Raw genomic sequence first — 23,940 nt, forward strand, 5'->3', positions numbered from 1 at the left:
ATATCTATTGAATTTCTACCCTATTTCTACCTAACCAATATCAATAAATATCAAATATCCACTAATATCTATGTCAAATGTATTTCAACCTAACCAATATCAATAAATATCAAATATCCACTAATATCTATGTCAAATGTATTTCAACCTAACCAATATCAATAAATATCAAATATCCACTAATATCTATGTCAAATGTATTTCAACCTAACCAATATCAATAAATATCAAATATCCACTAATATCTATGTCAAATGTATTTCAACCTAACCAATATCAATAAATATCAAATATCCACTAATATCTATGTCAACTGTATTTCAACCTAACCAATATCAATAAATATCCAGTATCCATCAATATCTATTGTATTTCTACCCTATTTCTACCTAATCAATATCAATAAATATCAAATATCCACTAATATCTATGTCAACTGTATTTCAACCTAACCAATATCAATAAATATCCAGTATCCATCAATATCTATTTAAAGCATCGGACTCGCTCTTTTGACAAATTCATTGTTGAAGGAATAGATCAGACTGATGTTCCAAATCCAATTATCAACCTCGATTTCTGACACAATCTTCTTGCTGACAATTCCGCCTAGTGATATCGGGAAATTTCTTCTGCCAATCACCAGAGAGGAACTCGCAAAATAACCGTCTTTTTCATTCATCTTCAGGTAGAATACATTTGGCCGGGCATTGAAGAATACTTTCTCCGATATGGAAATATCTGTAAATGACGAGCCCAAGGCCACAAATTGATTGAGAGCAAAAGGAACTTTGCCCAAACTCCTGCCGGCAAGGTAGAGAAAACTCACTTTTGTCTTTGGGCTGATGGTGTAGGTGGGTGATATTTCTGCTGCAAAAAACCTTTGGACTTCCGTTTTTTCCACCATCTGCCCATTGGCATCAGGCTCCATCGTAGTGGTAAATATAAAAGCCGGATGTGCGCCTACATGCAAATTGAACTTATCTGTTTTGACGATTTTGTACCTCCACCAAAAGATAAAAGACCATGGCTTTCCATCCAATGCGAAGCGCAGTTCGGGATCGAAACTCAACCTTTCGCCGCCCATCGAGAGTTCAAAAATCGCTGCCGGTCTCCCAAGCGAAAATGCCGGAATGAGAGAAAGACCGTTGTTGGTCACACTGATATTGCCACGGAAATAGCTTAGACCTTTTCCGGAATTATCCTGAGCAAAAACACCCGTACCCATAAATAGAACATACACCAAAAGGATCATCGCTTTTCCCAAGGCTAATCTGTTGAGATCAAAAATCAAATAGTGCCCTTTCCGTGGGTTTGGCGATGGTTCTTCTCCAAAAATTTGAAAATAATGCGTCATGTTCCTGTTTGTAAATGCTTGTTACTTTTTCCGATGAAACAAAATTACCAAATGAGGAAAGGTATTTTTAACTTTTTTCAAAGTAATAATTACGATTTTCAAACAATGGGGTGAAGGGGAAAATACAGATGGTTTATTAAAGGATGTCAGCTGACATTTTCCATTTAGCCGCAAACCATTAAAAAACACTCCTCCCATATAATTGACAGGATGTTGCAAAGCTTTTCGGGAATGTTTTTATAATTTTAAAGAACCTAAAAAACCCTGTTATTATGAAGTCACTATTAAAATTGGTCTTGGCTTTAATCTCCTTCGCGATGATTGGCTGCCATGCTGCAAAAGAGGAAGAACAGACTCCAAAGCGCCCCAATATCATTTTTATCATGTCGGATGACCATGCATACCAAGCCATCTCCGCTTATGATGACCGCCTGATCCTGACTCCCAACATCGACAGGATAGCCAAAATGGGCATGCTCTTTACCAATGCAAGCGTGACGAATTCAATCTGTGCGCCAAGCAGGGCGACAATATTGACAGGAAAACATTCCCATATGAACGGGAAAGTGGACAACCATTTCCAATTTGACACCACCAATGTGACCTTTCCCCAGCTCCTTCAGGAAGCAGGTTACCAGACCGCCATGTTTGGCAAACTCCATTTCGGCAACAATCCCAAAGGCTTTGACCAATTCAAAATACTTCCCGGTCAGGGGGCATATTACAATCCGGAATTTATCACCAAAAACGAAGGCAACATCACTGTAGATGGTTATGTGACCGACATTGTGACGGACATGACCTTGGATTGGCTCCAAAATGAACGAAAAGCAGAACAGCCTTTCATGCTGATGTACCTGCACAAGGCCCCGCACAGGTCTTGGTTGATGGCCGAGCGTCATTTGGAGGATTTTACGACAAGGACTTTCCCTGAGCCTGCAACCCTTTTTGATGATTATGCAGGCAGGACTTCGCCCGCAGGAGAGGCAGAGATGAATATCCTGAAGCACATGAGTTGGGCGGGAGACAACAAAGTTTTTCCAGAAGTGATGGATGAATTGGGCATACCCGAAATCGGATTTGACAAACTCCGCTATGAATATGAGTACAGCCGCCTCACTCCTTCCCAGGAAGCCAATTTCATGAAGGCCTATTCTAAAGTCAATGCCGACTTCAAAAAAGCTTATCCCTCCATGACCGATCAGGACAAGATGAAATGGAAATACCAACGGTACATGCAGGATTATCTAGGTACCATCCAGGCAGTGGACGAAAATGTCGGAAGGCTTCTCGATTACCTAGAAGCCAATGACCTGATGGAAAATACCATCATCGTCTATACTTCGGATCAGGGCTTTTATTTGGGTGAGCACGGCTGGTATGACAAGCGATTCATCTATGATGAATCTTTCAAAACACCGCTTTTGGTGGCTTGGCCGGGACAGGTGAAGGCTGGTACCCGCTCAGATGAACTGGTTCAAAACCTTGATTTTGCCCAGACATTCCTGGAGGCTGCAGGCGTCCAAGCTCTGGAGGACATGCAGGGGGAAAGCTTGATTCCGCTTCTTACAGGACAAAAAGAGAAATGGACAAGGGATGCCGTGTACTACCATTACTACGAATACCCCGCGGAGCACATGGTCAACCGCCATTATGCCATCGTGACCAAGGAGTACAAACTGATACATTACTATTATGTCGAAGACCAATGGGAACTGATCGACCGGAAAAATGATCCCATGGAGCTCCGCAATGTCTACGAAGATCCGGCCTATGCAGAGATCAGGGATGATTTACATAAGCGGCTAGAAGCACTGAGAACCAAGTACAAGGACAATTCCCAACTCAGTCAGCGCTACATCGACGACCTGATGAAAGATGCCTCAGACGGAAAGGTTTTTGGCGTGACCAAAGAAAAAGTCGAAGAAATCAAAGACAGGAGGAGTAAAATAGAACAAAACCCGTCTAAATAAGGGAGCTGACTGAAAATTCAAACTAACCTTTTTATCAGCTTAGGTTTTCGTAATAAACCATTTGAGAAATGAAGAAATACCTGTTTGTCTTTTTTGCTTTAATACTATTTGGATGTGCCAAAGAAAAAACTCCTGATGAGGTTTTTCAGGAGGCCAAAGAAAAATTCCAAGCCGCAGAGCAAGTCAGCTTTAAGCAAGCAATGCTCGTAGAAAATCCTGCTATGGGCGAAGTTGATACATTCTTATACCAAATGACACTTCAGAAAAATCCCAACAGATATTTCGAATACAATTACATAGGTAAAGACAGAGATTCAGAATTATCGTATTTGAATGATGTATTATACTTGATCAACCACAAGGACAGCACGGTTACAATTCATTCTGAAGAAAATCAGGCAGAATTTGAAAATCGGGCAAACACCAATATGTATTTGGTATTTTCCCCGGTAAATCTTTTCAAAAAGTCACCATGGATTTATAAACAGGACACTGCAATCAATGGAAAAACCCACCTGAATTTCTATTGGATTGAAATGGATACCGTGATCAGTGAAAAGAAGATTTACCTTGAAAACCACATGTTTATCAATCCTGCCAATCTTACGGTGAATTTGGTTTTGCGGAGGTTATACCACAATGGAAAAAGAAGCCAATTGATTGAAAATGTTTTTGAGGAATATGAATTTTCCGAAATTAAAGACTCTTTGAGCATCCATCCACCCAAGGGCTACCTTTCAAAAATTGACGGACAAACCGACAAAGAAACTTCCAAGATACTCGTAAATGGTGAAATTGCTCCTGACTTTGAACTCAAAGATCTAAACGGGAATACGGTCAAACTTTCAGATTTCAGAGGTAAAAAGGTTTTGCTTGACTTCTCAATGATCAATTGCGGCTGGTGCAAAATCGCATTGGAAGAATTCAGCAAACCGGATTTTGAATTTGCAACTGACATGGTTCCCCTATATGTCAATCCCGTAGATCCCAAGGAAAAAATGGAGAAATACGTTTCAAGAGTGACTGTTCCATTTCCTGTCCTCATCGACGCCAAATCGGTGGGAGAAGCATACGGCGTGAGCGGATACCCTACCTTTTTTCTGATCGATGAGTCAGGCAAAATAGAAAATGTGGAAGTGGGCTATTCAGATGAATTGATGATGAAGTTGAATAAAGGCAGATAATGCCTTTCACTTGAAAAGCTAATCATAAGTATACAAAATTGTGTACCCTCCCAAAGGTTTTATGGGTAAATCAGAATTAGGGCCAAAAGCCTTATCGAACCCTTCATCCGTATATAGATATACATGGTAATCCTGTGGAAACCTTTCTGAAAGGGCATTTTTATAAATTTTACTAGAAAAAAAATGCACAATTTGGGAAGTATTCATTTCATCCAATTTTGAGTTTGGAATGTGGACTCCGTCTAACCAAAGGGCAAACATCTTGGAATCTTTCCAACCTTCAAAAGTCTCGGAAGATGGATTTGCTTTCTTTGGTGCAGGGGGTGGTTCTGGTAACCTGGCTTTTTCAGATTCAGTAAGATCGGAATAGAATTTCTGGGTTTTGTTGCCGTTTTTATCCTGAATGTAAAAGGTGGTGTGTTGGTAATACAAATCTTTTTTATTTGGCGGAACTGAGTTGGAAAGAAATGTTTTTTCATCTGACTTAACCAATTCAACGTGGGTTACACCATTATTAAATAGCGCCATCTGCAAATCAAAAACATCTCCGGTAGAAATGCCTTGGTTTACTGATACTCTCGCAACAAAGCCATCATCCTTTTTGGGAACCTGTTTGAGAATTTCATTAGTCTGGGCCAATGGATAGGTTTTATCATCAAAGGATACTAAGTCGCTTTCGATAAAATTTAAGTGAATGTCAACATCATCTCTTTTATCCTCTCCCAGGTCAAGATAGTTTATAGTTCTGGGCATTCCTTCACCGTTCTGGGCAATGACCCGTTCGCTGACGAAATAAACCAAAGCCCCGAGCACGGGAAGAACGGCCATAATTTTGAGCCATTTTGTTGAACTTGTGGTTTTTTGTTTCATCATTTCCATTCTTTTTTTGGTGAGTGAAAAATTTAAACTACTTGCCAAACCAAAATTTTGACCTGTCAAAACCATAGACAATAGCTCGAGTTTATATTTTTCGACAGGAATAATTTTCAATGCAGCTTGGTCAGCGATAAATTCATGGTTCAATTTGATGGCGGTCTTGGCCCAATACAATCCCGGGTGAAACCACAAAAAGACCAAAAGAAATTCGACCAAAAGGTTATCCCAACTGTGCTTTTCCTTCACATGGGTGGACTCATGAATCAGTATCGCATCCGTAAATTTTCCGCTTTCAAAATCTGAATGGGAAACAAAAATATATTTCAAAAAAGAAAAGGGAGGGCAATCTTCCTGAAGCATCACGAGGTTTTCCCCGCGGTATTTTATCAAAACATTCCGGTTTACTTTTTCAAATAAAATGTGGATGTTCCTTACAAACCGGACCAACAATCCAAATGTGATCAACCCATAAAAAAGGGTAAGGACCAGGTTCCAATCTACACTTTTTTCGGCTTGGGAAACGACCGGCTGCATTCCCAAGTTTTCCACGGCAGGTACAAATTCGGTTGGCACTTCAGGTTCAAACAGCGTCTGTGTAGCAGCAATTTCAATGGTATTTAAAGGTATCAGAAATGACACCACCACTGAAAACAGGAGGTAAAACCTGTTGAAATGATACATGGCCTCTTTCTGCAACACCAAACGGTGAAACAACAGAAGGAGAAGCAGGCAGACCGCGGATTTGATGAAGTAAAGTGCCATTATTTTTTATTTAGGAGGTTGTCAATATTGGCTTTGATTTCGATGAGTTCCTCATCGCTAAGTTGGGTCTTTTTTGTAAAAAAAGAGGCAAACTGAGCCGGTGAATCATTGAAGAAGTTTTTGATGAGCGCATTGATGTGCTTGGAGAAATAATTTTCTTTGGTCACCAGGGGGTAGTATTCACGGGAATTTCCAAATGTCTTGTAGGCCACAAATTCCTTTTCCTGCATCCGTTTTAGCAAAGTGGAGATTGTCGTCGATGCGGGTTTTGGTTCTGGATAAGCATCCAAAAGGTCTTTCATGAAAGCCTTTTTAAGGCTCCAAAGATGGTTCATGAGTTCTTCTTCGGTGGGGGAAAGTTTCATTGTCTAGATTTAAGATCGATGTCTACAAATGTAGATATTAATTTTAAATCTACAAGTGTAGATTGATTTTTTTTTAAAATTTTTACCCCACTTGAAATATTCAACTCAATGGGAAATACTTTATTTGAATTCATACTTTGTTAACTCCAATGCCTATGCTTCAATCATATCCATGGATGGATTGAAAAAAGATGGCTACTTCCGACTTCGGTCTTCCGCCCTGATTTTGAAAGAATAAACGGCTACCAATAGAAATGCTATTTTCAAAAAAATTTATATTTGTGTATGCTATAATGCCAGAAGATATGAAATCCTTTCTAATTCTTGGCTGGGGACTTAAATGCCCGGTACATCAGTCTTCCGACTTCGGTCTTCCGTCCCGACTACAGAAGAATATAGGAAACTGATTAAGAAAAGGATATCCATTGAAATTTATCCCCACCTTGCTGCCATGAACCTGAACCTTTTCGAACCGAGTACCAACCCAAGCAAAAACTGGCTTCCCAAAGATGGGATCGTCAATTATTATGGGCAAATTTTCAATTCCAAAGAAGCTGATTTTTACTATGAGGTTCTCCTGAATACCATCGAATGGAAAAATGACGAGGCACACATTTTTGGAAAAAAGATCATCACCAAGCGCAAAGTAGCCTGGTACGGAGACCGGGAGTTTGAGTACACTTACTCCAATGCTACCAAGACCGCCTTGCCTTGGACCAAGGAACTGCTTACGCTAAAAGAAGCCATCGAAAAGGAAACCGGGGAGACTTTCAATTCCTGCCTGCTCAACCTCTACCATACCGGAGAGGAAGGCATGGCCTGGCACAGCGACGGGGAAACAGACCTCAAAAAAGACGGCGCGATCGGATCGGTAAGTTTTGGTGCCGAGCGGAAATTTGTCTTCAAACACAAAGAAACCGCCGAGAAAGTGGAATTGGTGCTCGAACACGGAAGCCTGCTCGTGATGGCAGGCAAAACCCAAACGCATTGGCTTCACCGGCTACCTCCCACCAAAATGGTCAAAAGACCAAGGGTCAACCTGACCTTCAGGACAATAGTTGGCTAATCAAAAACCCATTATTCCACTCTTCATTCCACTTTGACTACCGGAAATTCCGTGATCCTGAGCGTCGTACAGCCATAGGGAATAAGCGTAATCTCCTTTTGCCTTTGGGTTACTTCATTCAAAGACATGCTTTTGGGTAGGTTTTCAGGGAGCTGTGGTGCACTCTTGACAGTTCTCCATTCCGGTACATGAACACCTTTTAATCTCAGTTCGATGGGCGCGTTTTCCAGATTCCATGGAAATTCCCCGTTCCAGTCATTTTCGATGATTTCGATATTGCCGCTCAGATTCGAAAGGGTGTTGGCTTCTAGGGCAAAGTTCCAATCGCTTTTTGGAAAAACTTCCCAAAAGGCTCGGAAGCGGTCTTTTCTGTCTTTGATTTTATTTTCAGATTCGATTTTCAAACTAAAAACCAAAGGTCCTCTTTCAATAGACACCAAGTCCTGATACCAGGTGGAGTGCTTCAATTCCATGGGCAAGGTCAAAGTAACCTTGTCACCACTCTTCCAGGTCCGCTTCAGCACAGCCACTTGGCCGGTAACTTCAAATTTCTCCTCGGTACCATTGACCTCAATTTTGGGATTTTGGGACCAAGCCGGAATCCTGAGGTGGAAAGGGAAAGATGCCTCTTCTGAAAGCTCCATGTCGAAATGGATGGTTTCACGAAAAGGAAATCCGGTGGTTTCTTTGATTTTGAGCATGGCTCCGTGGCCAACGGTCATTTCTACGCTGCTCGGTGCATAAAGCAAAGCAGCCACTCCTCCATCCGGCGTCGCATAGAATAGGTTCTGTACAAATTTTGGCCAAGACTGGTGCATGTTGGTCGTGCAGCATGGATAACCCGAGAGCACCCCAAACACAAAATCCGTCCCTTCATGGTTGGTTTTTTCATAGGATGTTTCCAGCTGATCGGTGAGTTCAACTTGGTTGGCGGCTTGGAAATATTGCCTTGTCTGGTAATCATCCGAAACCTGAGTCGGGAGGGCATTGTAGGTGATTTTTTCAAGCAGGTCCGCAAATTCCATGTCTCCGGTTATCTTGAGAATGGTTTCCAGAGAAAACATTTCTTCGGCGATGGAACACAACTCCACTCCCTGAACAGGATTATTCCCGTGCAGAGGTTCATCTCCCCCGTACATTCCCTGTGCCTGCCCGTGATATTGCTGCAGGTCTTGAAGTGCTTTTTTGACTGCAGGCAAGGCTTGGGAGTCTTTGCTTTTTTGGAAATAAACCATCGGCTGTTTGAGGCTTTGGGCGACATTGACGGTATGCAGTCCGGGGACTTTTGACAGGGTCAGGTTTCCGATTTCTTCCCGATCAAAAGGAAAGCGCTTGATTTTATTGTAATGCCAGACATCTTGATATTGAACTGGATTTTCTGGATTGGTAAAAATCTGCTGCCAGGGAAAAGTCTGTTCCTGAATCAAATCCCCCAATTCCAGGAGGAATGCATCTCCGGTGATATTATAGAGCCAATAGACGACCATCAGGTTATCTCCTGCCCTACGGTTTGCCCAAAGGGAAAGATAATCCAGCGGTTTTTCAGGAAGGGTTTTTAATTGGTATTGGAAATATTTGGTCAGAGCAGCGATTACCCTTTCATCGGCTGTAGCCTGATAGTATTGCTGCAGGACTTTGAGCATGACCATTTTTGGCCACCAATCTTCCCTTGGCCCTTTTTGGATTCCTTTTTCGGTTTCCGGTTCGGTCTCAAATGGGATTGGTCCCAGGTAGCCGGATTCCGCCTGATTGTTAAGCGTCCACTCAATCCAGGTTTGTGCTTTTTCTTTGAGGCGCTCATCATCGAGGATATAGGCCAAAGGCAACAGACCATCTATCCAATATGGACCCCGTTCCCATCCATCTCCATCTCCGCCGAGCCAACCATTGCGCGCACCTACCACCTCGGGGTAAACCTCGTCCAGGTGTCCGGTCAGTCCCTTGGCCATGCGTTGGAGTTGTTCCTCCATCCAGCCTTCGGCCTTGATACTTCCGAGGGGCAGTTCAAGGTAAGAAGTGGGCTCTAAAGGTGCGCGGTTGACAAGATAATGAGATTCTGCGGTAGATTCCTGAGATGAGTCAGTTTGGGAACATGCAACCAACAAGGTGCTCAGGATTAAAAAACAGGCTATTTTCTTCATAGGATGGAGGAATTATTTTGGGTATTCCAAGTTAATTATTTCCTTCCTGAAAAAAAGAAAAAGAGCTTTAATCTACCCTGCCGGGGCTTTAATGTGGGAATGAAAGCAGGATTCATCTGGTTTTGAGTTTTTTCCCCAATTTTGAGATTGCCAAAAAAATGGATAGTAAAGCTCCGGATTAATATTTTTCTCAAAAAGGCAGTCAGGGGAATTTGAAAAAAGGGTCTTTCCGCACAAAACATCCAAGAATTTAGATCTTCCCCAATTGGAGTTTCTTTAATGAAAATGGAAAATTCAAACTTTACTTTTTCGTGATTTTTTTGTGATAACTGATGGGCAATTTTGATCAAAACAAAATCAAGACTATCATGAAAAAAATAATCCTATTTCTAGCAGTCGTCATCTTTGTGGCATGTTCTGATGACACAGATCCTATAATCATCGATTCTACATTACCAAACGGGAGCCTTTCAGTACAGCGAGCGGGAAATTTCACAGACCAAAACGGCGCAGGAAGTACAGGTACAGCCACCATCGGAACCGATACACAAGGAACCGTTTTTTTGGCGTTCAACAATGCTTTCCGGACAGCCTTGGCCACAGGAACTGTGACGGTTTACCTCTCTACCTCTGATACTTTTACTCCCGATCCGGGAAATGGCAATCCAAATTTATTATTGGTAGATCCTGTCCGAAATGCAGGTGAAAACTTCTTCAGGATACCATCAGGAGCCGATTTAGGGAAATATTCCCATGTCATACTTTGGTGCGGATCGGTGGGCATTCCATTCGGAAACGCAAGGTTGCAATAATTATCCAACAGCATCCCGGAGTAACCTGGGTGCTTAACTCCCCCATCATGAAAAATATAAAACTCTTCCAGATTTTGGCATTGGTGTTTGTGGTACAGGAAGCAAGCGGTCAGAGTGGATGGACAAAAGCGAAAGGCGAAGGTTTTTTCCAGACCTCATTTTCGACATTTAATTCCAAGGATTACTTCACCCTTGATGGCGAAAGGCTCGTTACCAACAGGTTTCACCAACAAAGCATCGTCTTTTATGGGGAATATGGGGTGACTGACAAATTTACCATCATCACCAATCTGCCTTTGCAGAACTTCAACGGTTTTGAAACTACCGAAACTGTCTCAGGACTCGGCGACCTGAGACTGGAATTCAAACATTCTTTGCTCAAGAAATACTTCCCCTTGGCCATCAGCGTCGCTCCCGAAATCGCAATAGGCAAGGCAAATAACTTTGCGAAAAGTACAGTCAATGATTTTGAAAAAATCAATCTTCCGAGCGGCGATGGGGAATTCAATGTCTGGACTACATTGGCAACATCATTTGCCTTGGGGAATATCCCGTTTTATGGATCCTTGTTTGGGTCATACAATTACAGGACTCAATATGACGGGATTTCATTCAGCGATCAGCTTGCAGTTGGGGTGGAATTGGGCTACAAGATTGCAGACAAGGTTTGGTTCAATGTCCGGATGAACGGACTGACCTCCGTTGACGAAATTACCGAAGTGACGGATTTTGTAAGAGGGGACGGCACGGAATACACAAGTTACAGTTTGGGTATCAGTGCCCCAGTCTATAAAGAATTCCACCTGAGTCTTACATACCGCAATTTCAATGACCTGCTGTTTGACAGAAAAAACATCTATTCGGGCGGAGTATTTGGTGTTGGAATCTTTTATAACCTCAAACCCCCGACAGAATGAACCAGATCAATTTATTATCCGACTATACCTCCGCGAAAAGGGACTTTCCTATTGGGTTGATGTTTTTGCCCTTCAAGAAACCGGGGAAATTCCAGACACTGTATCGGCAGGGGGATTTGGCGAACAAGCTTTTTATGGTAAAAAGCGGCGCTGTGAAGCTGTGTGAGGTAGCCGAATCCGGTGAACAGGTCATTCATGCCATCAAAACTGAAGGAGAGATTTTTGGGGAATGGGACGCCCTATTCCATCCTGAAATACATTTTAACAATTCTGCCATCACATTATCTGATGATACCGAGGTCCATTATATCAAACTCTCCGAAATCAATTTGGAGAACAATCCAAATTCGGTTGCAGGTCTATCAGCCCTTATTTTGGAGGATTTTAAAAAATTAAATCTCCGGCACAAAAGGCTTTTGAACAAAGATGCGGCTTACCGCATCAAGGAAACACTCCTGCACCTTGCCCAAAAAGCAGGTCAGAAATTTGGAGATGAAACTTTGCTAAAAATTTGGCTGTCCCATGAAGACATTGCCAAACTCGCCGATACCAGCCGGCAAACAGTGACAACAGTCATGAATGACCTTAAAAACAAAAAGAAAATTATTTATTCAAGAGACAGGATTCTATTTAGAAGCCTGTCAAATATTCACAATTAAACCAATTCAACATGAAAAATTTAAGTATGATTTTAGTATTGATGACAGGCTTTATGCTGTCCTGCGGCAACATGTCGGATGAAATCCCCATGGATGATTCTGTGCAGGTAACAGGACCTCTTGAAGTGCTCAAGAGCGGTACCTTGTCAAACCAAAGCGGGGCAGGGACAAGGGGAACTGTCCAACTTGTAAGGGATCAGGCGGGAAAATTTTATATTTCTCTGAGTGACAATTTCACTACCAAGTTTTCTACCGGCACAGTCACGGTCTACCTGTCTACCTCCTCTTCTTTGAGGCTGAATGAAAGCGGGAGTTTTCAGTTGTTAGGATTGGCAAACAGGCCCGGAGCTCATTTTTATGAACTTCAGGGCAACAAAGACGATAAGTTTACACACGGTATCATCTGGTGCGGAGCCGCAGCCATTCCTTTTGGAAATGCATTATTAGAATAACATTTTATGAGTATTCGCATGAATGCACTAAACAAAATTAACTATAAAGATTTTCTTGGGGCTTCAGGAAATCGGTCAATCAATTTTACAGCTACTTTTTTTCTTAGCAAAAAAAGTAGCCAAAAAAGCCAAGACGGGCAACCGCACAATCTGGCTATTAAAACTCCCGTTTTAATCCCTTATCCGCGCACAAGGCCTGTGCCGGCCTCCCGAAGCTTCGGGATTATTCCTCCCCACCTCAAACATATGGAGTTCAGTTTTATAGTAGAAAATTTCGGAATTAGTAGGGGACGTTCAACAATGCGGATGTACATGTAACATTTTGTTTGGTCTATTTATTATAAAAAACGGGGGATGAAGATTCATCTCCCTTTTTTTTGTCCCATGAAGGGGTTTAAGTCATGTCATTTCTTTTCTGCCTAATCAATCCTGAAAAGACAATCATTTGGTCCCACTGATTTTGTATCGGAGCAATCTTTAAATTTCTCAGCGAAATTCCTTTGACATACATAAGGAAGTCAAAAAAATATCACCCTTAATTGGACCTCATGGGATCGAGTTCAAAAATAAATTCGGTAAAGGTGGAAGAATCAGAAAAGACCTGGATGTTTGAATCGTGGACTTCCAATATTTTTTTGACAATTGCCAAACCGAGACCTGCTCCTTCGATTCCTTTTTTATCCCTGTCCACCATATAATACCTCTCAAAGAGTGAGGCCAAGTCTTTTTGGGGTATTCCCGAACCGGTGTTTTTGATACTCACACAGACTTTGTAAGTGGTCTGGCAATAAAAAGCTTTGAGGATTATCTGTCCGTTTTCGGGAGCATATTTGACGGCGTTGTCAATCAGGTTTTGAATTACCCTGTCCAATAAATAAAGGTCTGCTTCTACTACGGGGAGCGAAGGGGAAATGTCTGCGATAAGGTCTATTTTTTTGGCTTTGGCCAAAAGTTCAAATTTAAGACAAGCGTCAAAAAGCAATTCCTGGATCCTAAAAGGCTCCAAATTTAACTGCATCTGACCGGATTCCAGTTTGGAGAGTTCAAACAAATCCGCTACCAGTTTGGTAAGCCTATCTGAGGAATCAGAGATGATTTTCAGGTATTGCTCCCTCTCGGATTCAGTGATCTGATCACCCTTGATCATCATGGTTTCGACGTATCCGTTGATCACGGCCAACGGATTACGGAGGTCATGGGATACATTGGCGATTAATTCCCTCCTCAGGCTGTCCACTTTTTTGAGCTCCTCCATATTGTGCAGAATATTGTCTGCCATTTGGTTGAAAGTAGCCGCAAGTACAGAAAGTTCAGAATTGGTTTTCATTTGGGGGATTCTTACCTGAAGGTCGCCGTCTTTAAACTTACTGACAGTTTTGACTATTTCCCGGAGGTTTTTTGTCAAGAGCGCAGTCAGCAACAAAGAAATGACCAATGAAATGACCATTGTGATCAAGAAAGAATTCAGTGTCAATTTGAGCCAATAACTTCCCAATAGACCTGCAGCTACTTCTTCAAATTTTTCGCTTGCCAAGGTGATGTAGACATACCCCAAAAGTCTGCCATCTTCGATGACCTCAGTGGCAGAAAAAATGGTCTGATACCCATTTGCCCTTGGGTCATCTCCGAGAACAAACCTGGAACCGCCGGTTGCGATGAATTCTTTTACGGGTTTGACATCTACCCTTTTGAGCTTGACTTTGGAATCTAATACCACAAACGAAAGTATCTCCCCTTCTGGATCTAGAAGAAAAACCTCAATGCTCGGATTGACAGCCATCATGGAATGCATGATTACACCCAAAGCATCCTCATTGACCTTTCCGTTTTTGAAAGGAGGTGCTTCTTTGACAAGATATTCAGCTACTGAAGCGTTCAGTTTTTGGGTGGTTTCGAGAAAATAGTTTTTGGATGCGACTGTAGTGATCATGATATACGCAAAGCCCACCACCATCATGACTAAGGTAAAAACCAGGGAGATTCTCCAAAATAGACTTTTCATACCATCTAATTTAATTCTTAAGGGGATTTTACCATTCGTCATTGAAGCGGTAACCGATGCCCCATGTTGTCAATATAAAGTTTGGATTGTTGGCATCAACTTCGATTTTTGACCTAAGCCGGTTGATGTGGGCATTGACGGTGTGTTCATAACCACTGAAATCATATCCCCAGATCAGTTCCAAAAGCTCTGACCTGCTGTAACTTCTTCCGGGGCTTTTGGCCAGAAGCATCAGCAAATCAAACTCTTTGGGAGTCAGGTCAATCCTCTTTTGGTTCAATAAGACTTTTCTCCTTTTTTCATCTATTTCCAGATTTTCAAACCGCACGGCATCCTCATTCCTATTGCTCAAGAGGACAAATTGGTCCTGCCTTCTCATGATGGCTTTGACCCTGGCTATAAATTCCCTGATTTTGAAAGGTTTGGTGATGTAATCATCGGCACCCGATTCCAATCCCATCACTTTATCGATTTCTTCGGATTTGGCTGTAATCATCAGGATAGGAGTAAAATTATCCAATGCCCTGAGCTTTTGGCAGATACTCAGACCGTCCATTTCAGGGAGCATGATATCCAAAATCATCAGGTCAAACGCACCTGAAGAAGCAAGATCGTATCCGGTCTTCCCATTATTGGCCACCTGAATCTGATAGCCCAGGTCCCTGAGATGAATCTGAATGAGTTGGCTGATATTAGGGTCATCTTCGACTACCAGTACCTTTTTCATAATTGCCATGTTGTAAATACCGATAAAAGTAAATCGAAATATTCACGAAAGTATCACGAAAGGCCTAGAGGGGATTTTCAAGTAAAAAGAATTATTTGTGCTAAACGAATTTGCCTAAAAACGTGAACATTATCGATGGGTTTTTTGATCCAATAAACTTGTGCCTTTCCATTCCTCAATAAAATGTAACCCGGATTTTGGAATCCATCCTTGAGGTGGCTTTCAAAATCCGGGTATCTTTTCAGTATAAAACCAAAATTCATCCCCCAATCAGCTTCATTCCCTTTTCTTCTCCCTCTCTGTCCACCTCAAAACTCCAAATGAAATCCCTGCAATCTGCCGATACATTTGAACCGGGACAAGTTTGTTGGGTGCCGGCAATCAAGTAACCATTGGCATCAGCCGCGACTTCTAACTTTTCTCCATACTCATTAAAAAATCCTCCATATGTTTTTTGCCAAAGGAGCTCGCCTGATGCATTGATACTCAGGAGCAACACGTCATAATTGCCTGCGCCAAACGAACTGGTAGAACCGAGTACCGTACAGCCGCCATTTTCGGTGGGAAGGATTTGGGATGCCTTGTCATAGCTAGTGCCGCCGTAGGTTTTTTGCCACAGAATATTCCCCAAAGCATCTTTTTTGGTCACTTCAATATCGCACTCCGTGGCAGAACCGCAATTCACCGTGGCTACTTCAAAGTCATAATTTTGGGAGGGTTGACTTTCATTAGGTCCGCTATTTTGCCAAAGGAAGAATGACAAAATAAGCGAAATCATTCCCAACAAAGGAATTCTGTACAAGGTAAAAGAGGAAAATAAGCCGTTCATGGTTTTGGAAAGTTTAGAATTTGGAAGATTGGTTTTTTTCTGTGAATCCTGAGAAAAAGCGTTCAAATCAACTTCTAATACCTCGGAAAGTTTCTTCAAAGAATAAAGGCTGGGTTTGACATCCCCGTTTTCGATTCTTTGGATGGTCCGCAGGGAAATGCCGCTTTGGTCTGACAGTTCCTGTTGGGTAAGTCCTTTGGCAAGCCGAAGGGTTTTGATTTTTTTTTCTGGATTCACGGTCAAATATCTTCTTTTCTAAATCCTCCTAAAACGACAATGGTGCGACATCTACACGTCAAGTACAAAACTGACTTCAATGAGGATTATTGGGAAAATGATTTTGACCCCAAACTTCACTCTATTGCAATCCGCAAAATTCGCCTAGTTTTGTTTTTCAAATATAAAATATATGCAAGGTACATTTAAAAACATTTTTTGGATCGGGGTCATCAGTCTGTTTATTTGGACAGGATGCAAGGAACCCGTTGAGGTTTTTATCCCAAAGGGTGACGACGGACAGGTATTTGCCATTGACACCAAGGATAGCGAGATACCTTATCTCGTGATAGACACCCGCGGAGCTTCGATTCCTTATGAACCTAAGGTTCAAGCCCAACTGAAAATCTACCAAGAGAAAAAACTGATCCAAACCCAACTGATCGATATTGAATACCGCGGTAAGACTTCTTTTCGTCTTTCTGACAAGAAGGGATTCAATTTTGAAACCATCGACGAGGCAGGCGAAGGCGTAGATGTTTCCTTCCTTGGTCTTCCAAAGGAGGAAGATTGGAGGCTTATTGGCCATGTCGTGAATAAATCCGAAAAGTACATTTGGGACAGAAGCTTGATGTTCAACCACATTGCCTATGACATTTCCAATCAGATCGGAAAATATGCCAGCAGGGGAAAGTTTGTCGAAATTGAAGTCAATGGAGAATATATGGGTGTGTATTATTTGTGTGAAAAGCTGAAGCGAGACAGTCAACGGATTGACATCAAATCACTGAATACATCCTCCACCAACCTTACAGGAGGCTATATCCTCAAAATCGACAAGGCGGATCCAGGACCGGAACATGATGGTAAACCACTTTCTTATTTCCTGAACAATTGGGATGATGATGCCCGATACACCGCCCAAAACAGCTTTCGAAGCGGGTATGATATTTTTAGAAAACAAATCAATTTTGAGGCTTTTAGGCCACCATACCATCCGGACCAATACTTGGAGACTTACTTTATGTATGAATATCCAAAAGCAGAAAATATCACCGATGCACAAAAGTCCTACATCGCCAATTACCTACAAGATTTTGAAACAGCTTTGTTAAAGGATAATTTTGGTGCAGGCGAAAGGAGTTATGCGGATTATATAGACATCGGAAGTTTTGTAGATTACTTTCTTATCAATGAGCTTTGCCGTAATAACGACGCCTACCGCATCAGCACTTTTTTGGTCAAAGACAGGGATGGAAAGTTGGATATGGGGCCAGTTTGGGATTTCAATATTGGCTTTGATGAGGGAAACAGGATTCCTATGGATGATTGGGTCATCAAATACAACAACTATATCAACCAAGACCCTTGGATGATGCCTTTTTGGTGGGAACGATTGATGGAAGACCCGGTATTTCGCCAAGCGGTCAAAACCCGTTGGACGACATTAAGAGGAAGCACTTTGAGCACCGGAAACCTCCAAAAACTTGTATCCGATACTTCCAAGTACCTGCAGGACAATAATGCCGTCACCCGCAACTATGCCAAATGGGAAGTAAGCGCCGACCGCACCTACGACCAAGCTATCCTTGACCTTCAGAATTTTCTGAGTCAACGCGCCAATTGGATGGATGGAAAAATCGGGGCCTTTTAGAAGATTTTAGATCCGGCAGATTTCAAAAACCTGCCGGATTCTTTTTGTCAAATCTCCAAACCTCCCATTCCTGTAAATCCACTATCCAACCCCATTCCTTTGAATTAACTTTTCTAGATCAAAACCAAACCCATTGTACTTCCTATGAAAAAGTTTTATCTCCTTCTCTGCTTGGCTTCTCTGCTTGGCCATTTCTCTATCGGGGCCAAAGCTTCCGAACCAAATGAAAATCACACGAATACTCAGGTGGCACCCGGCGATTACCGATGGGTTGTCGAAGGCTTTGATTGGGGACCTGCTGTGAACAAAGTCATCCTCAGCTTGGAAGAATCCGTCAAGGATGTAACCGCCTCGGAATTCCAAGTATTTGCAACCAGGAGTTTGGAAGGAGCAGAAATTCAGGCTGAAAGTGCCTCCGGAACCCGGTCAGTAGTCTATGCTTATGTTTCGGATGAAAATGGGAACAGGTTGGCGGAAGGGAGACACATCACTTTGGTCTTGTCAGTCAGCCCGGCCATGCCACTCGGATCACCTTTCCAATACACAAGGATCAACAACCGTGGCGCCAACTATTGGGTAGATTACAAAATGACCATCCTCCACCACAACACGGGAAAAGTTTGGAATAATTCCAAAGGCAAAATCATGCCTTTGGTAGACCAATATGATTTGTCCAAAACATTCCAATACGGAAACGGCCTTAGCATGTCTTACGCTTCGTTTGCACCTAAAGACATCAAGTCAAAAGTCCCTCTGATCATTTGGCTACATGGTGGCGGCGAAGGGGGCAACGATCCGACCACCGCTCTGCTAGGCAACAAAGCAGCCAATTACGCTTCCCCGGAAATTCAGGTTCTTTTTGGTGGGGCCTATGTCTTGGCACCCCAAGCGCCCACCTTTTGGATGCAGGCGGCTGATGGCATGACCCGAGGGAAAGACAACGACATCTACAATGAGGCTGTTTTCGCTTTGATCCAGGATTATGTGGCCAAAAACCCAAACATCGATACGAAGAGAATTTATGTCGGGGGCTGTTCCAACGGGGGCTATATGTCTCTCAAACTGATTTTGGAGCACCCGGACTATTTTGCAGGTGCATATATCAGTGCTTTGGCATATTCAAATGAGTTTGTAAGTGACGCACAGGTACAGAAAATCAAAAACGTGCCGATGTGGTTTATCCATGCCAAAGATGATGGGACTACCAAACCGGATGACACAATCGTTCCTCTTTACCAAAGACTGAAACAGGCCGGCGCAAAAAATGTGATTTTGTCCTACTACGATAATGTGACAGACATCACGGGATTTTATGGTGGTGAAAATTACCGTTATAATGGACATTGGTCGTGGATTTATTCCCATGCCAATACGGCTAGGACGGATTTGGATGGCTCTCCTGTCATGGTCAACGGACGTCCGGTCACCATCATGGAATGGCTGGCTGCGCAGAAGAAAAAGTAAGGGGTGTATAACAAACTTGACCTTGCTGTGGCGCCATGGTTGTTTGAGAAAAAATAGGTTATTTAATTTTATTTTAAACAAATTTTAGCCCAAACGCTTGGTTTCAAACAACATATAACTGGGACCCTAATTTAATCTGAAGCTGTTTTCCTCCAAAAATTAAATGGATTGGGAGATTAATACTACCTAAATTTATTAATTTAACATAAAAAAATCCCATGAACTACCCAAGCATTTTCAATGACGTAATCGGACCTGTCATGAGAGGCCCTTCAAGTTCGCACTGCGCTGCTTCCCTAAGGATAGGGAGGATTTGCCATGACTTGATGGACGGCAGGATTTCTGAAATCCAGATTGATTTTGATCCAAACGGTTCCTTGGCGACCACACACAAAGAACAAGGTTCTGATATGGGTTTGTTTGGTGGATTTCTCGGTTGGGAAGCCTATGACGAGCGCTTGGTTCATTCTGAAATACACCTTGGTGCAGCAGGGATCAAAGTGAATATAGAGATCAAAGACATACAGGCAGAGCATCCAAATACCTATAAAATCACGGTAAGTAATCCTTGGGAGACCCATCAGGTTATTGCCATTTCAACAGGCGGAGGGATGATAGAAGTGATCGAAATCGATGGGACAAAGGTTTCTTTAGCCGGTGATTGTTTTTTGACCTTGATTTATGCCACCGATAAGCAAAAGCTGAAAACCTACTTACAACAATCAGGTATCTTCGAAGGGCTGGAAATCCACACAGACGAAGGGGATTTTTTAGCAATCAAGTCCTCTGCATTCTTGAGTGAAACCCTAATTGAGGAAATAAAGGCAATGGAAGGAGTTTCCCAAGTGAAACAAATCAAGCCTGTGCTTCCTGTCCTTACAGGAAAAAACCAAACAGTCCCTTTCATTACCTGTGATGAAATGCTGGCTTACAATCAGGACAAGAATTTGAGTTTATGGGAATTGGCTGTGCGATACGAAAGTATCAGGGGCAATATTACCTCAGTGGAAGTGCTTGCCAAAATGGAACAAATCCGCCATATACTCAAAAATGCGGTAGAAACCGGACTCAAAGGAACTTCCTTTGAGGATAGGATTTTGGGTCCACAATCTGTAAAATTCAAGTCCATGATGGAGGACAGAAAACTGATCAGCGGGGATGTTTTGAACAGAATCATCATGTATGTGTCCGCCATCATGGAAGTCAAGAGCTCCATGGGAGTAATCGTGGCGGCACCAACTGCGGGTTCATGTGGCGCTATGCCCGGAGCGGTATTGGGAGTAGCAGATACGTTGGGACTTTCTGATGAGGAGACAGTGAAAGCCTTGATGATCGCAGGTCTGATCGGGGTGTTTATTGCGGCGCATTCCACCTTCGCAGCAGAAGTGGGAGGATGTCAGGCGGAGTGTGGTTCCGGTGCTACGATGGCAGCTGCTGCGATTGTCCATTTGGCTGGTGGCAATATCAATCAAAGCATTTCTGCAGCTTCCATGGCATTACAGAGTTCTTTGGGTATGATTTGTGACCCGATTGGAAACAGGGTAGAAGCTCCCTGCCTCAACAGAAATGTGATGGCCGCCTCCAATGCGCTTTCCTGTGGCAATATGGCCTTGGCAGATTATGACCATTTAATTCCTTTGGATGAAGTCATCGAGACCATGTATGAAGTGGGAAAAAGTATCCCCAACACCCTGAGATGTACCAATCTCGGAGGATTGTCCATCACCAAAACCGCCAAGGAAATCGAAGCGAGATTGACGCAGAAGTATTTTTATAAGAATTGTTGAGAGTTAAGTTGTGTTCAATGACGATTGAAGTGAAGATATCGAAGCGCCTTGAGCTTAATATCCTTACACAAAAAGATGACCAATTAACAACCAAAATAATTACAACTGTATGCTCAAGGTTAAAGCAGGAATATCTCTTGGTTGACCAGGAAGGAAAATCGGTTGATAAACTGCCTGATTTTGAAGAGAAAGTTGTGCTGCCATCCTAGCGTTTGAGCCTGAACTTAGAAACAATGGTACGCTGGTCATTATTGATAATAACCCGGTAACGGTTAAGAATGATCGTAATCTCTGGTTACCTGAACCATCCGAATAATCAAATTTTCTCGGGATTACCAAAGAAGTAACTACTAAGGTTGTACCACCTCCTACTAAAATCAAACCTGCCTTAAATTGCAAATCACTTAATTCTGATAGTTCTTGGGTTGTAGTCAGCATGGATTTAGATTGACCATAAGAATAAATAGCCATACCCAATAAAATTACTGCGAGAAAAAATGTTTTCATCAGTTCGAAGAATTAAGGTTAACGGTAAAGGTAAGTGCAGGATATACTTTTTGGGTTTGCGGAAGGGTAAATCCACGGACAGTTTGGGTACCCAAACTCAAATGTGCAGCTTTTCTCGCTTTTGAAGCGGAACTTATAATTATAGGAACTCCAATAATGGTTATTGGAATCCCAACTAATATTAAATAGGGTCCGATTCCATTAATTGAATCAGATGAAGCGCTGCTGACACCAAGTGCGATAACACCCACGCCCGTCAGACCTGCTCCAACAACCAAAAATGTAACTCCTGTCTTTCTCTGTTTTTCACTTTGTTTGAGGTATTCTTTTATCAAAAACTCCCTGCCGTTATCTTGGGCTTGAAGATTAAATGATAAAATGGAGATGAGAAAGAAAATGAGAATTACTTTAATCATAATCTAGATGTTTTGTAAAATATCTGATTCCTTATTTTTAAGGTAATTTAAACATATAAAGTTTGACTTACTATTTTTTTAGCAAGTTTTTCCCTCCCAAAATCAATACGTTGATAAAAAAATTGGACAAGAACTAATGTTTATAAAAAACAGGTAATTCCAATCAAGAAATAGTTTTGAAAAAAATGGGGGTTGACTGACTCATTTTTATATGGGTTGTTAATTTCCCCCCATTTGATGAATCGTGTTCTGAATTAATCCTTCAACGTCTTTACCTTCATCATCTTTGACCCGGTATTGGATTTCCATTCCCCAAGTGGGCTTGATATCTGGAATCATCAATTGGATTGATTTTTTGTCTTTGGCCAATACTGCTTTGGTGACAGTTAATGTTTGGTCGTTATAGTGCTTGGAGCCGTACTTTCGGGAGCGCAGTAGATCCCAGGTTTTCACTGTATAGTGGGCCGTATCGGCGACACTTCGGGCATCCAATTCATCTGTAAAGCTTAGCTCAATCCCTTTGGTAGTAGCTTTGATTCCTACAGGAATTACCATTGGCTGATCTACTTTTCTGATGCGGTAAAGTCCTCCCAACTGCGGTTGGGTGGAACCCCATGCCGACAAGCCGCAGAGGTAAAGTTGCTCATCGCCCGGATTGAATCGCCCACGCATCACGCCGGTAGAAAACCTCGGTATCGGCAATTCATAGATACCTCCCTGAACTTGATCTCCTATTGTTTCATAGGGGACGACAAATACTTTTCCATAGCCATAGGAGAAGTTGAGCAGCTTCCCGTTTAGTGCTCCCACTTTTTGCTATCTACCCACAAAAGCTCGGACGGTGATTGGTCTCTTTCTCTATCTACCCAGACCAATGGCAATTCCATTCCCTTTTCAGTGCTGTCTGCCGGTGGATTATAACCAAACATATTTCCATAAAAACCGCCTTTTTTCACCCAATTGATACGGTTCATGGGATTCCAATGACCTTCCTGGTCAGTGACTATAAATGTCCCGTCAGGATTGAGACAAACTCCGTTTGCCGCCCTAAAACCGGTAGCAATGATCTCGGTCTGAAGTCCGTCTGCACTTACTTTGATCAAGGTTCCGTGCTGAGGCACCAAGGCTTCCCTGGCATGCCGGGCACTTTTGGCATAATAGAGATTCCCCTCTTTATCCGCCTGCAGCCCCATGGCAAATTCATGAAAATGGTCCGTCACTTGATGGTCGTTATTGAAGCTTTCGTAAAAGTCAGTTTCCCCGTCTCCATTGAAATCATGCAGTCGGACAATCTGATCCCTGCAGGTAATGAAAATTTCCTCATTGATTACCTTTATTCCCAAAGGCTGAAACATGCCTGAGGCTATCCGTTGCCAAGAAAGTTTTCCCGTATTTTTTGTAAAGCCCTCCACCAGCCAAACATCTCCATCGGTAGAACAAATCACTCCTTTGTTGGGGTCTTTGAAAAAGTCCAGTCCGCTCAACCTGAATTGATTCTTCCATGGACTGTCAAAAGGCGGATTCATAATGTCTACTTGAAAGGGACCTTCCTGCTCTCCTTGCAGGATATCTGTGGTCAATTTTTGAGGATACCGGGCAGGACCTCCTTTGATCAGTGGATTTAAGTCCTCCGGTGGGGCCGAAGTTTTTGAATACTGCTGAAGTCCTTTCATTCCGGGTGCGGTGATCAGGATTTTAACCGTGATTATGCAATAGGATTTCGCAATTAGTTGAAAAGTGTTAAATTTTGGTTTAAAGTCTGTTTTTGAAGTAT

General features: G+C 42.3%; 20 protein-coding genes and 1 pseudogene. 10 read left to right on the forward strand and 11 right to left on the reverse strand.

Going from position 1 to position 23,940, the window contains the following annotated elements:
• Nucleotides 1-490 precede the first annotated feature (490 nt).
• Nucleotides 491-1,357 carry a hypothetical protein gene (locus MMU07_RS20620; protein ID WP_241128500.1) on the reverse strand — a complete coding sequence of 289 codons (867 nt, stop codon included), beginning with the start codon at nt 1,355-1,357 and terminating at the stop codon, nt 491-493.
• Nucleotides 1,358-1,674: 317 nt separating this feature from the next.
• On the opposite strand from MMU07_RS20620, the gene MMU07_RS20625 reads away from it, so the two are divergent.
• Both MMU07_RS20625 and MMU07_RS20630 read left to right on the forward strand, forming a co-directional pair.
• Nucleotides 1,675-3,330 carry a sulfatase family protein gene (locus MMU07_RS20625; protein WP_418884526.1) on the forward strand — a complete coding sequence of 552 codons (1,656 nt, stop codon included), beginning with the start codon at nt 1,675-1,677 and terminating at the stop codon, nt 3,328-3,330.
• Nucleotides 3,331-3,398: 68 nt separating this feature from the next.
• Complete coding sequence (locus tag MMU07_RS20630; protein ID WP_241128502.1) at nt 3,399-4,514, forward strand: peroxiredoxin family protein; 1,116 nt, start codon at nt 3,399-3,401, stop codon at nt 4,512-4,514.
• 18 nt (nt 4,515-4,532) lie between these two features.
• Here MMU07_RS20630 and MMU07_RS20635 read toward each other — a convergent pair whose 3' ends face one another.
• Entirely contained in the window at nt 4,533-6,152 is a 1,620-nt protein-coding gene (locus MMU07_RS20635; protein ID WP_241128503.1) for a M56 family metallopeptidase, read from the reverse strand.
• Nucleotides 6,152-6,517 (reverse strand): BlaI/MecI/CopY family transcriptional regulator, encoded by a 366-nt coding sequence (locus tag MMU07_RS20640; RefSeq protein ID WP_241128504.1) that lies wholly within the window; start codon nt 6,515-6,517, stop codon nt 6,152-6,154. The genes MMU07_RS20635 and MMU07_RS20640 overlap by 1 nt, the downstream gene beginning before the upstream one ends.
• 457 nt (nt 6,518-6,974) lie before the next feature.
• On the opposite strand from MMU07_RS20640, the gene MMU07_RS20645 reads away from it, so the two are divergent.
• Complete coding sequence (locus MMU07_RS20645) at nt 6,975-7,583, forward strand: alpha-ketoglutarate-dependent dioxygenase AlkB family protein (protein ID WP_241128518.1); 609 nt, start codon at nt 6,975-6,977, stop codon at nt 7,581-7,583.
• A 23-nt stretch (nt 7,584-7,606) separates the two neighbouring features.
• Here MMU07_RS20645 and MMU07_RS20650 read toward each other — a convergent pair whose 3' ends face one another.
• A complete protein-coding gene (locus tag MMU07_RS20650) occupies nt 7,607-9,724 on the reverse strand; it encodes a beta-L-arabinofuranosidase domain-containing protein (protein ID WP_241128505.1) in 2,118 nt (705 codons plus the stop codon).
• 368 nt (nt 9,725-10,092) lie between these two features.
• On the opposite strand from MMU07_RS20650, the gene MMU07_RS20655 reads away from it, so the two are divergent.
• The 4 genes from MMU07_RS20655 to MMU07_RS20670 are packed head-to-tail and all read left to right on the forward strand — an operon-like array spanning nt 10,093 to nt 12,564.
• Nucleotides 10,093-10,536 carry a DM13 domain-containing protein gene (locus tag MMU07_RS20655; RefSeq protein ID WP_241128506.1) on the forward strand — a complete coding sequence of 148 codons (444 nt, stop codon included), beginning with the start codon at nt 10,093-10,095 and terminating at the stop codon, nt 10,534-10,536.
• Nucleotides 10,537-10,583: 47 nt separating this feature from the next.
• The gene (locus MMU07_RS20660; protein WP_241128507.1) at nt 10,584-11,453 is read left to right on the forward strand and encodes a hypothetical protein; all 870 of its coding nucleotides are present in this window, start codon (nt 10,584-10,586) and stop codon (nt 11,451-11,453) included.
• The gene (locus MMU07_RS20665) at nt 11,450-12,112 is read left to right on the forward strand and encodes a Crp/Fnr family transcriptional regulator (RefSeq protein ID WP_241128508.1); all 663 of its coding nucleotides are present in this window, start codon (nt 11,450-11,452) and stop codon (nt 12,110-12,112) included. Before MMU07_RS20660 ends, MMU07_RS20665 begins: the two co-directional genes overlap by 4 nt.
• Nucleotides 12,113-12,123: 11 nt before the next feature.
• The gene (locus MMU07_RS20670) at nt 12,124-12,564 is read left to right on the forward strand and encodes a DM13 domain-containing protein (RefSeq protein ID WP_241128509.1); all 441 of its coding nucleotides are present in this window, start codon (nt 12,124-12,126) and stop codon (nt 12,562-12,564) included.
• Between the two features lie 535 nt (nt 12,565-13,099).
• Here the strand turns inward: MMU07_RS20670 and MMU07_RS20675 are convergent.
• The 3 genes from MMU07_RS20675 to MMU07_RS20685 all read right to left on the reverse strand — a co-directional run bounded on the left by MMU07_RS20675 (nt 13,100) and on the right by MMU07_RS20685 (nt 16,359).
• Complete coding sequence (locus MMU07_RS20675; RefSeq protein ID WP_241128510.1) at nt 13,100-14,566, reverse strand: sensor histidine kinase; 1,467 nt, start codon at nt 14,564-14,566, stop codon at nt 13,100-13,102.
• Between the two features lie 28 nt (nt 14,567-14,594).
• Nucleotides 14,595-15,293, reverse strand: a complete 699-nt coding sequence (locus MMU07_RS20680; protein ID WP_113924162.1) for a response regulator transcription factor — start codon at nt 15,291-15,293, stop codon at nt 14,595-14,597.
• 259 nt (nt 15,294-15,552) lie between these two features.
• Nucleotides 15,553-16,359, reverse strand: coding sequence for a helix-turn-helix domain-containing protein (locus MMU07_RS20685; RefSeq protein WP_241128511.1), 807 nt, complete (start codon nt 16,357-16,359; stop codon nt 15,553-15,555).
• A gap of 172 nt (nt 16,360-16,531) precedes the next feature.
• Between MMU07_RS20685 and MMU07_RS20690 the strand changes: the two genes are divergently transcribed.
• The 3 genes from MMU07_RS20690 (at nt 16,532) to MMU07_RS20700 (ending at nt 21,243) form a co-directional block, all read left to right on the forward strand.
• Nucleotides 16,532-17,992: a CotH kinase family protein gene (locus MMU07_RS20690; protein ID WP_241128512.1), complete on the forward strand. Its 1,461-nt coding sequence runs from the start codon at nt 16,532-16,534 to the stop codon at nt 17,990-17,992.
• Between the two features lie 144 nt (nt 17,993-18,136).
• Nucleotides 18,137-19,456, forward strand: coding sequence for a prolyl oligopeptidase family serine peptidase (locus MMU07_RS20695; protein ID WP_241128513.1), 1,320 nt, complete (start codon nt 18,137-18,139; stop codon nt 19,454-19,456).
• 218 nt (nt 19,457-19,674) lie between these two features.
• Nucleotides 19,675-21,243, forward strand: a complete 1,569-nt coding sequence (locus MMU07_RS20700; RefSeq protein WP_241128514.1) for an L-serine ammonia-lyase, iron-sulfur-dependent, subunit alpha — start codon at nt 19,675-19,677, stop codon at nt 21,241-21,243.
• 99 nt (nt 21,244-21,342) lie between these two features.
• Here the strand turns inward: MMU07_RS20700 and MMU07_RS20705 are convergent, their stop codons facing one another.
• From MMU07_RS20705 to MMU07_RS20720, 4 genes and pseudogenes are all read right to left on the reverse strand, one after another.
• On the reverse strand, nt 21,343-21,750 hold the full coding sequence (locus tag MMU07_RS20705) for a hypothetical protein (RefSeq protein ID WP_241128515.1): 408 nt from the start codon (nt 21,748-21,750) through the stop codon (nt 21,343-21,345).
• On the reverse strand, nt 21,750-22,166 hold the full coding sequence (locus MMU07_RS20710; RefSeq protein WP_241128516.1) for a hypothetical protein: 417 nt from the start codon (nt 22,164-22,166) through the stop codon (nt 21,750-21,752). Before MMU07_RS20710 ends, MMU07_RS20705 begins: the two co-directional genes overlap by 1 nt.
• A gap of 219 nt (nt 22,167-22,385) precedes the next feature.
• Entirely contained in the window at nt 22,386-22,976 is a 591-nt protein-coding gene (locus MMU07_RS20715; RefSeq protein WP_241128517.1) for a hypothetical protein, read from the reverse strand.
• Nucleotides 22,964-23,940 (reverse strand): annotated as a pseudogene (locus tag MMU07_RS20720) (DUF6797 domain-containing protein); the annotation flags it as partial. The pseudogene MMU07_RS20720 and the gene MMU07_RS20715, both read right to left, overlap by 13 nt.

It is taken from the genome of Cognataquiflexum nitidum, from assembly GCF_022538055.1.
GTDB lineage: Bacteria > Bacteroidota > Bacteroidia > Cytophagales > Cyclobacteriaceae > Cognataquiflexum > Cognataquiflexum nitidum.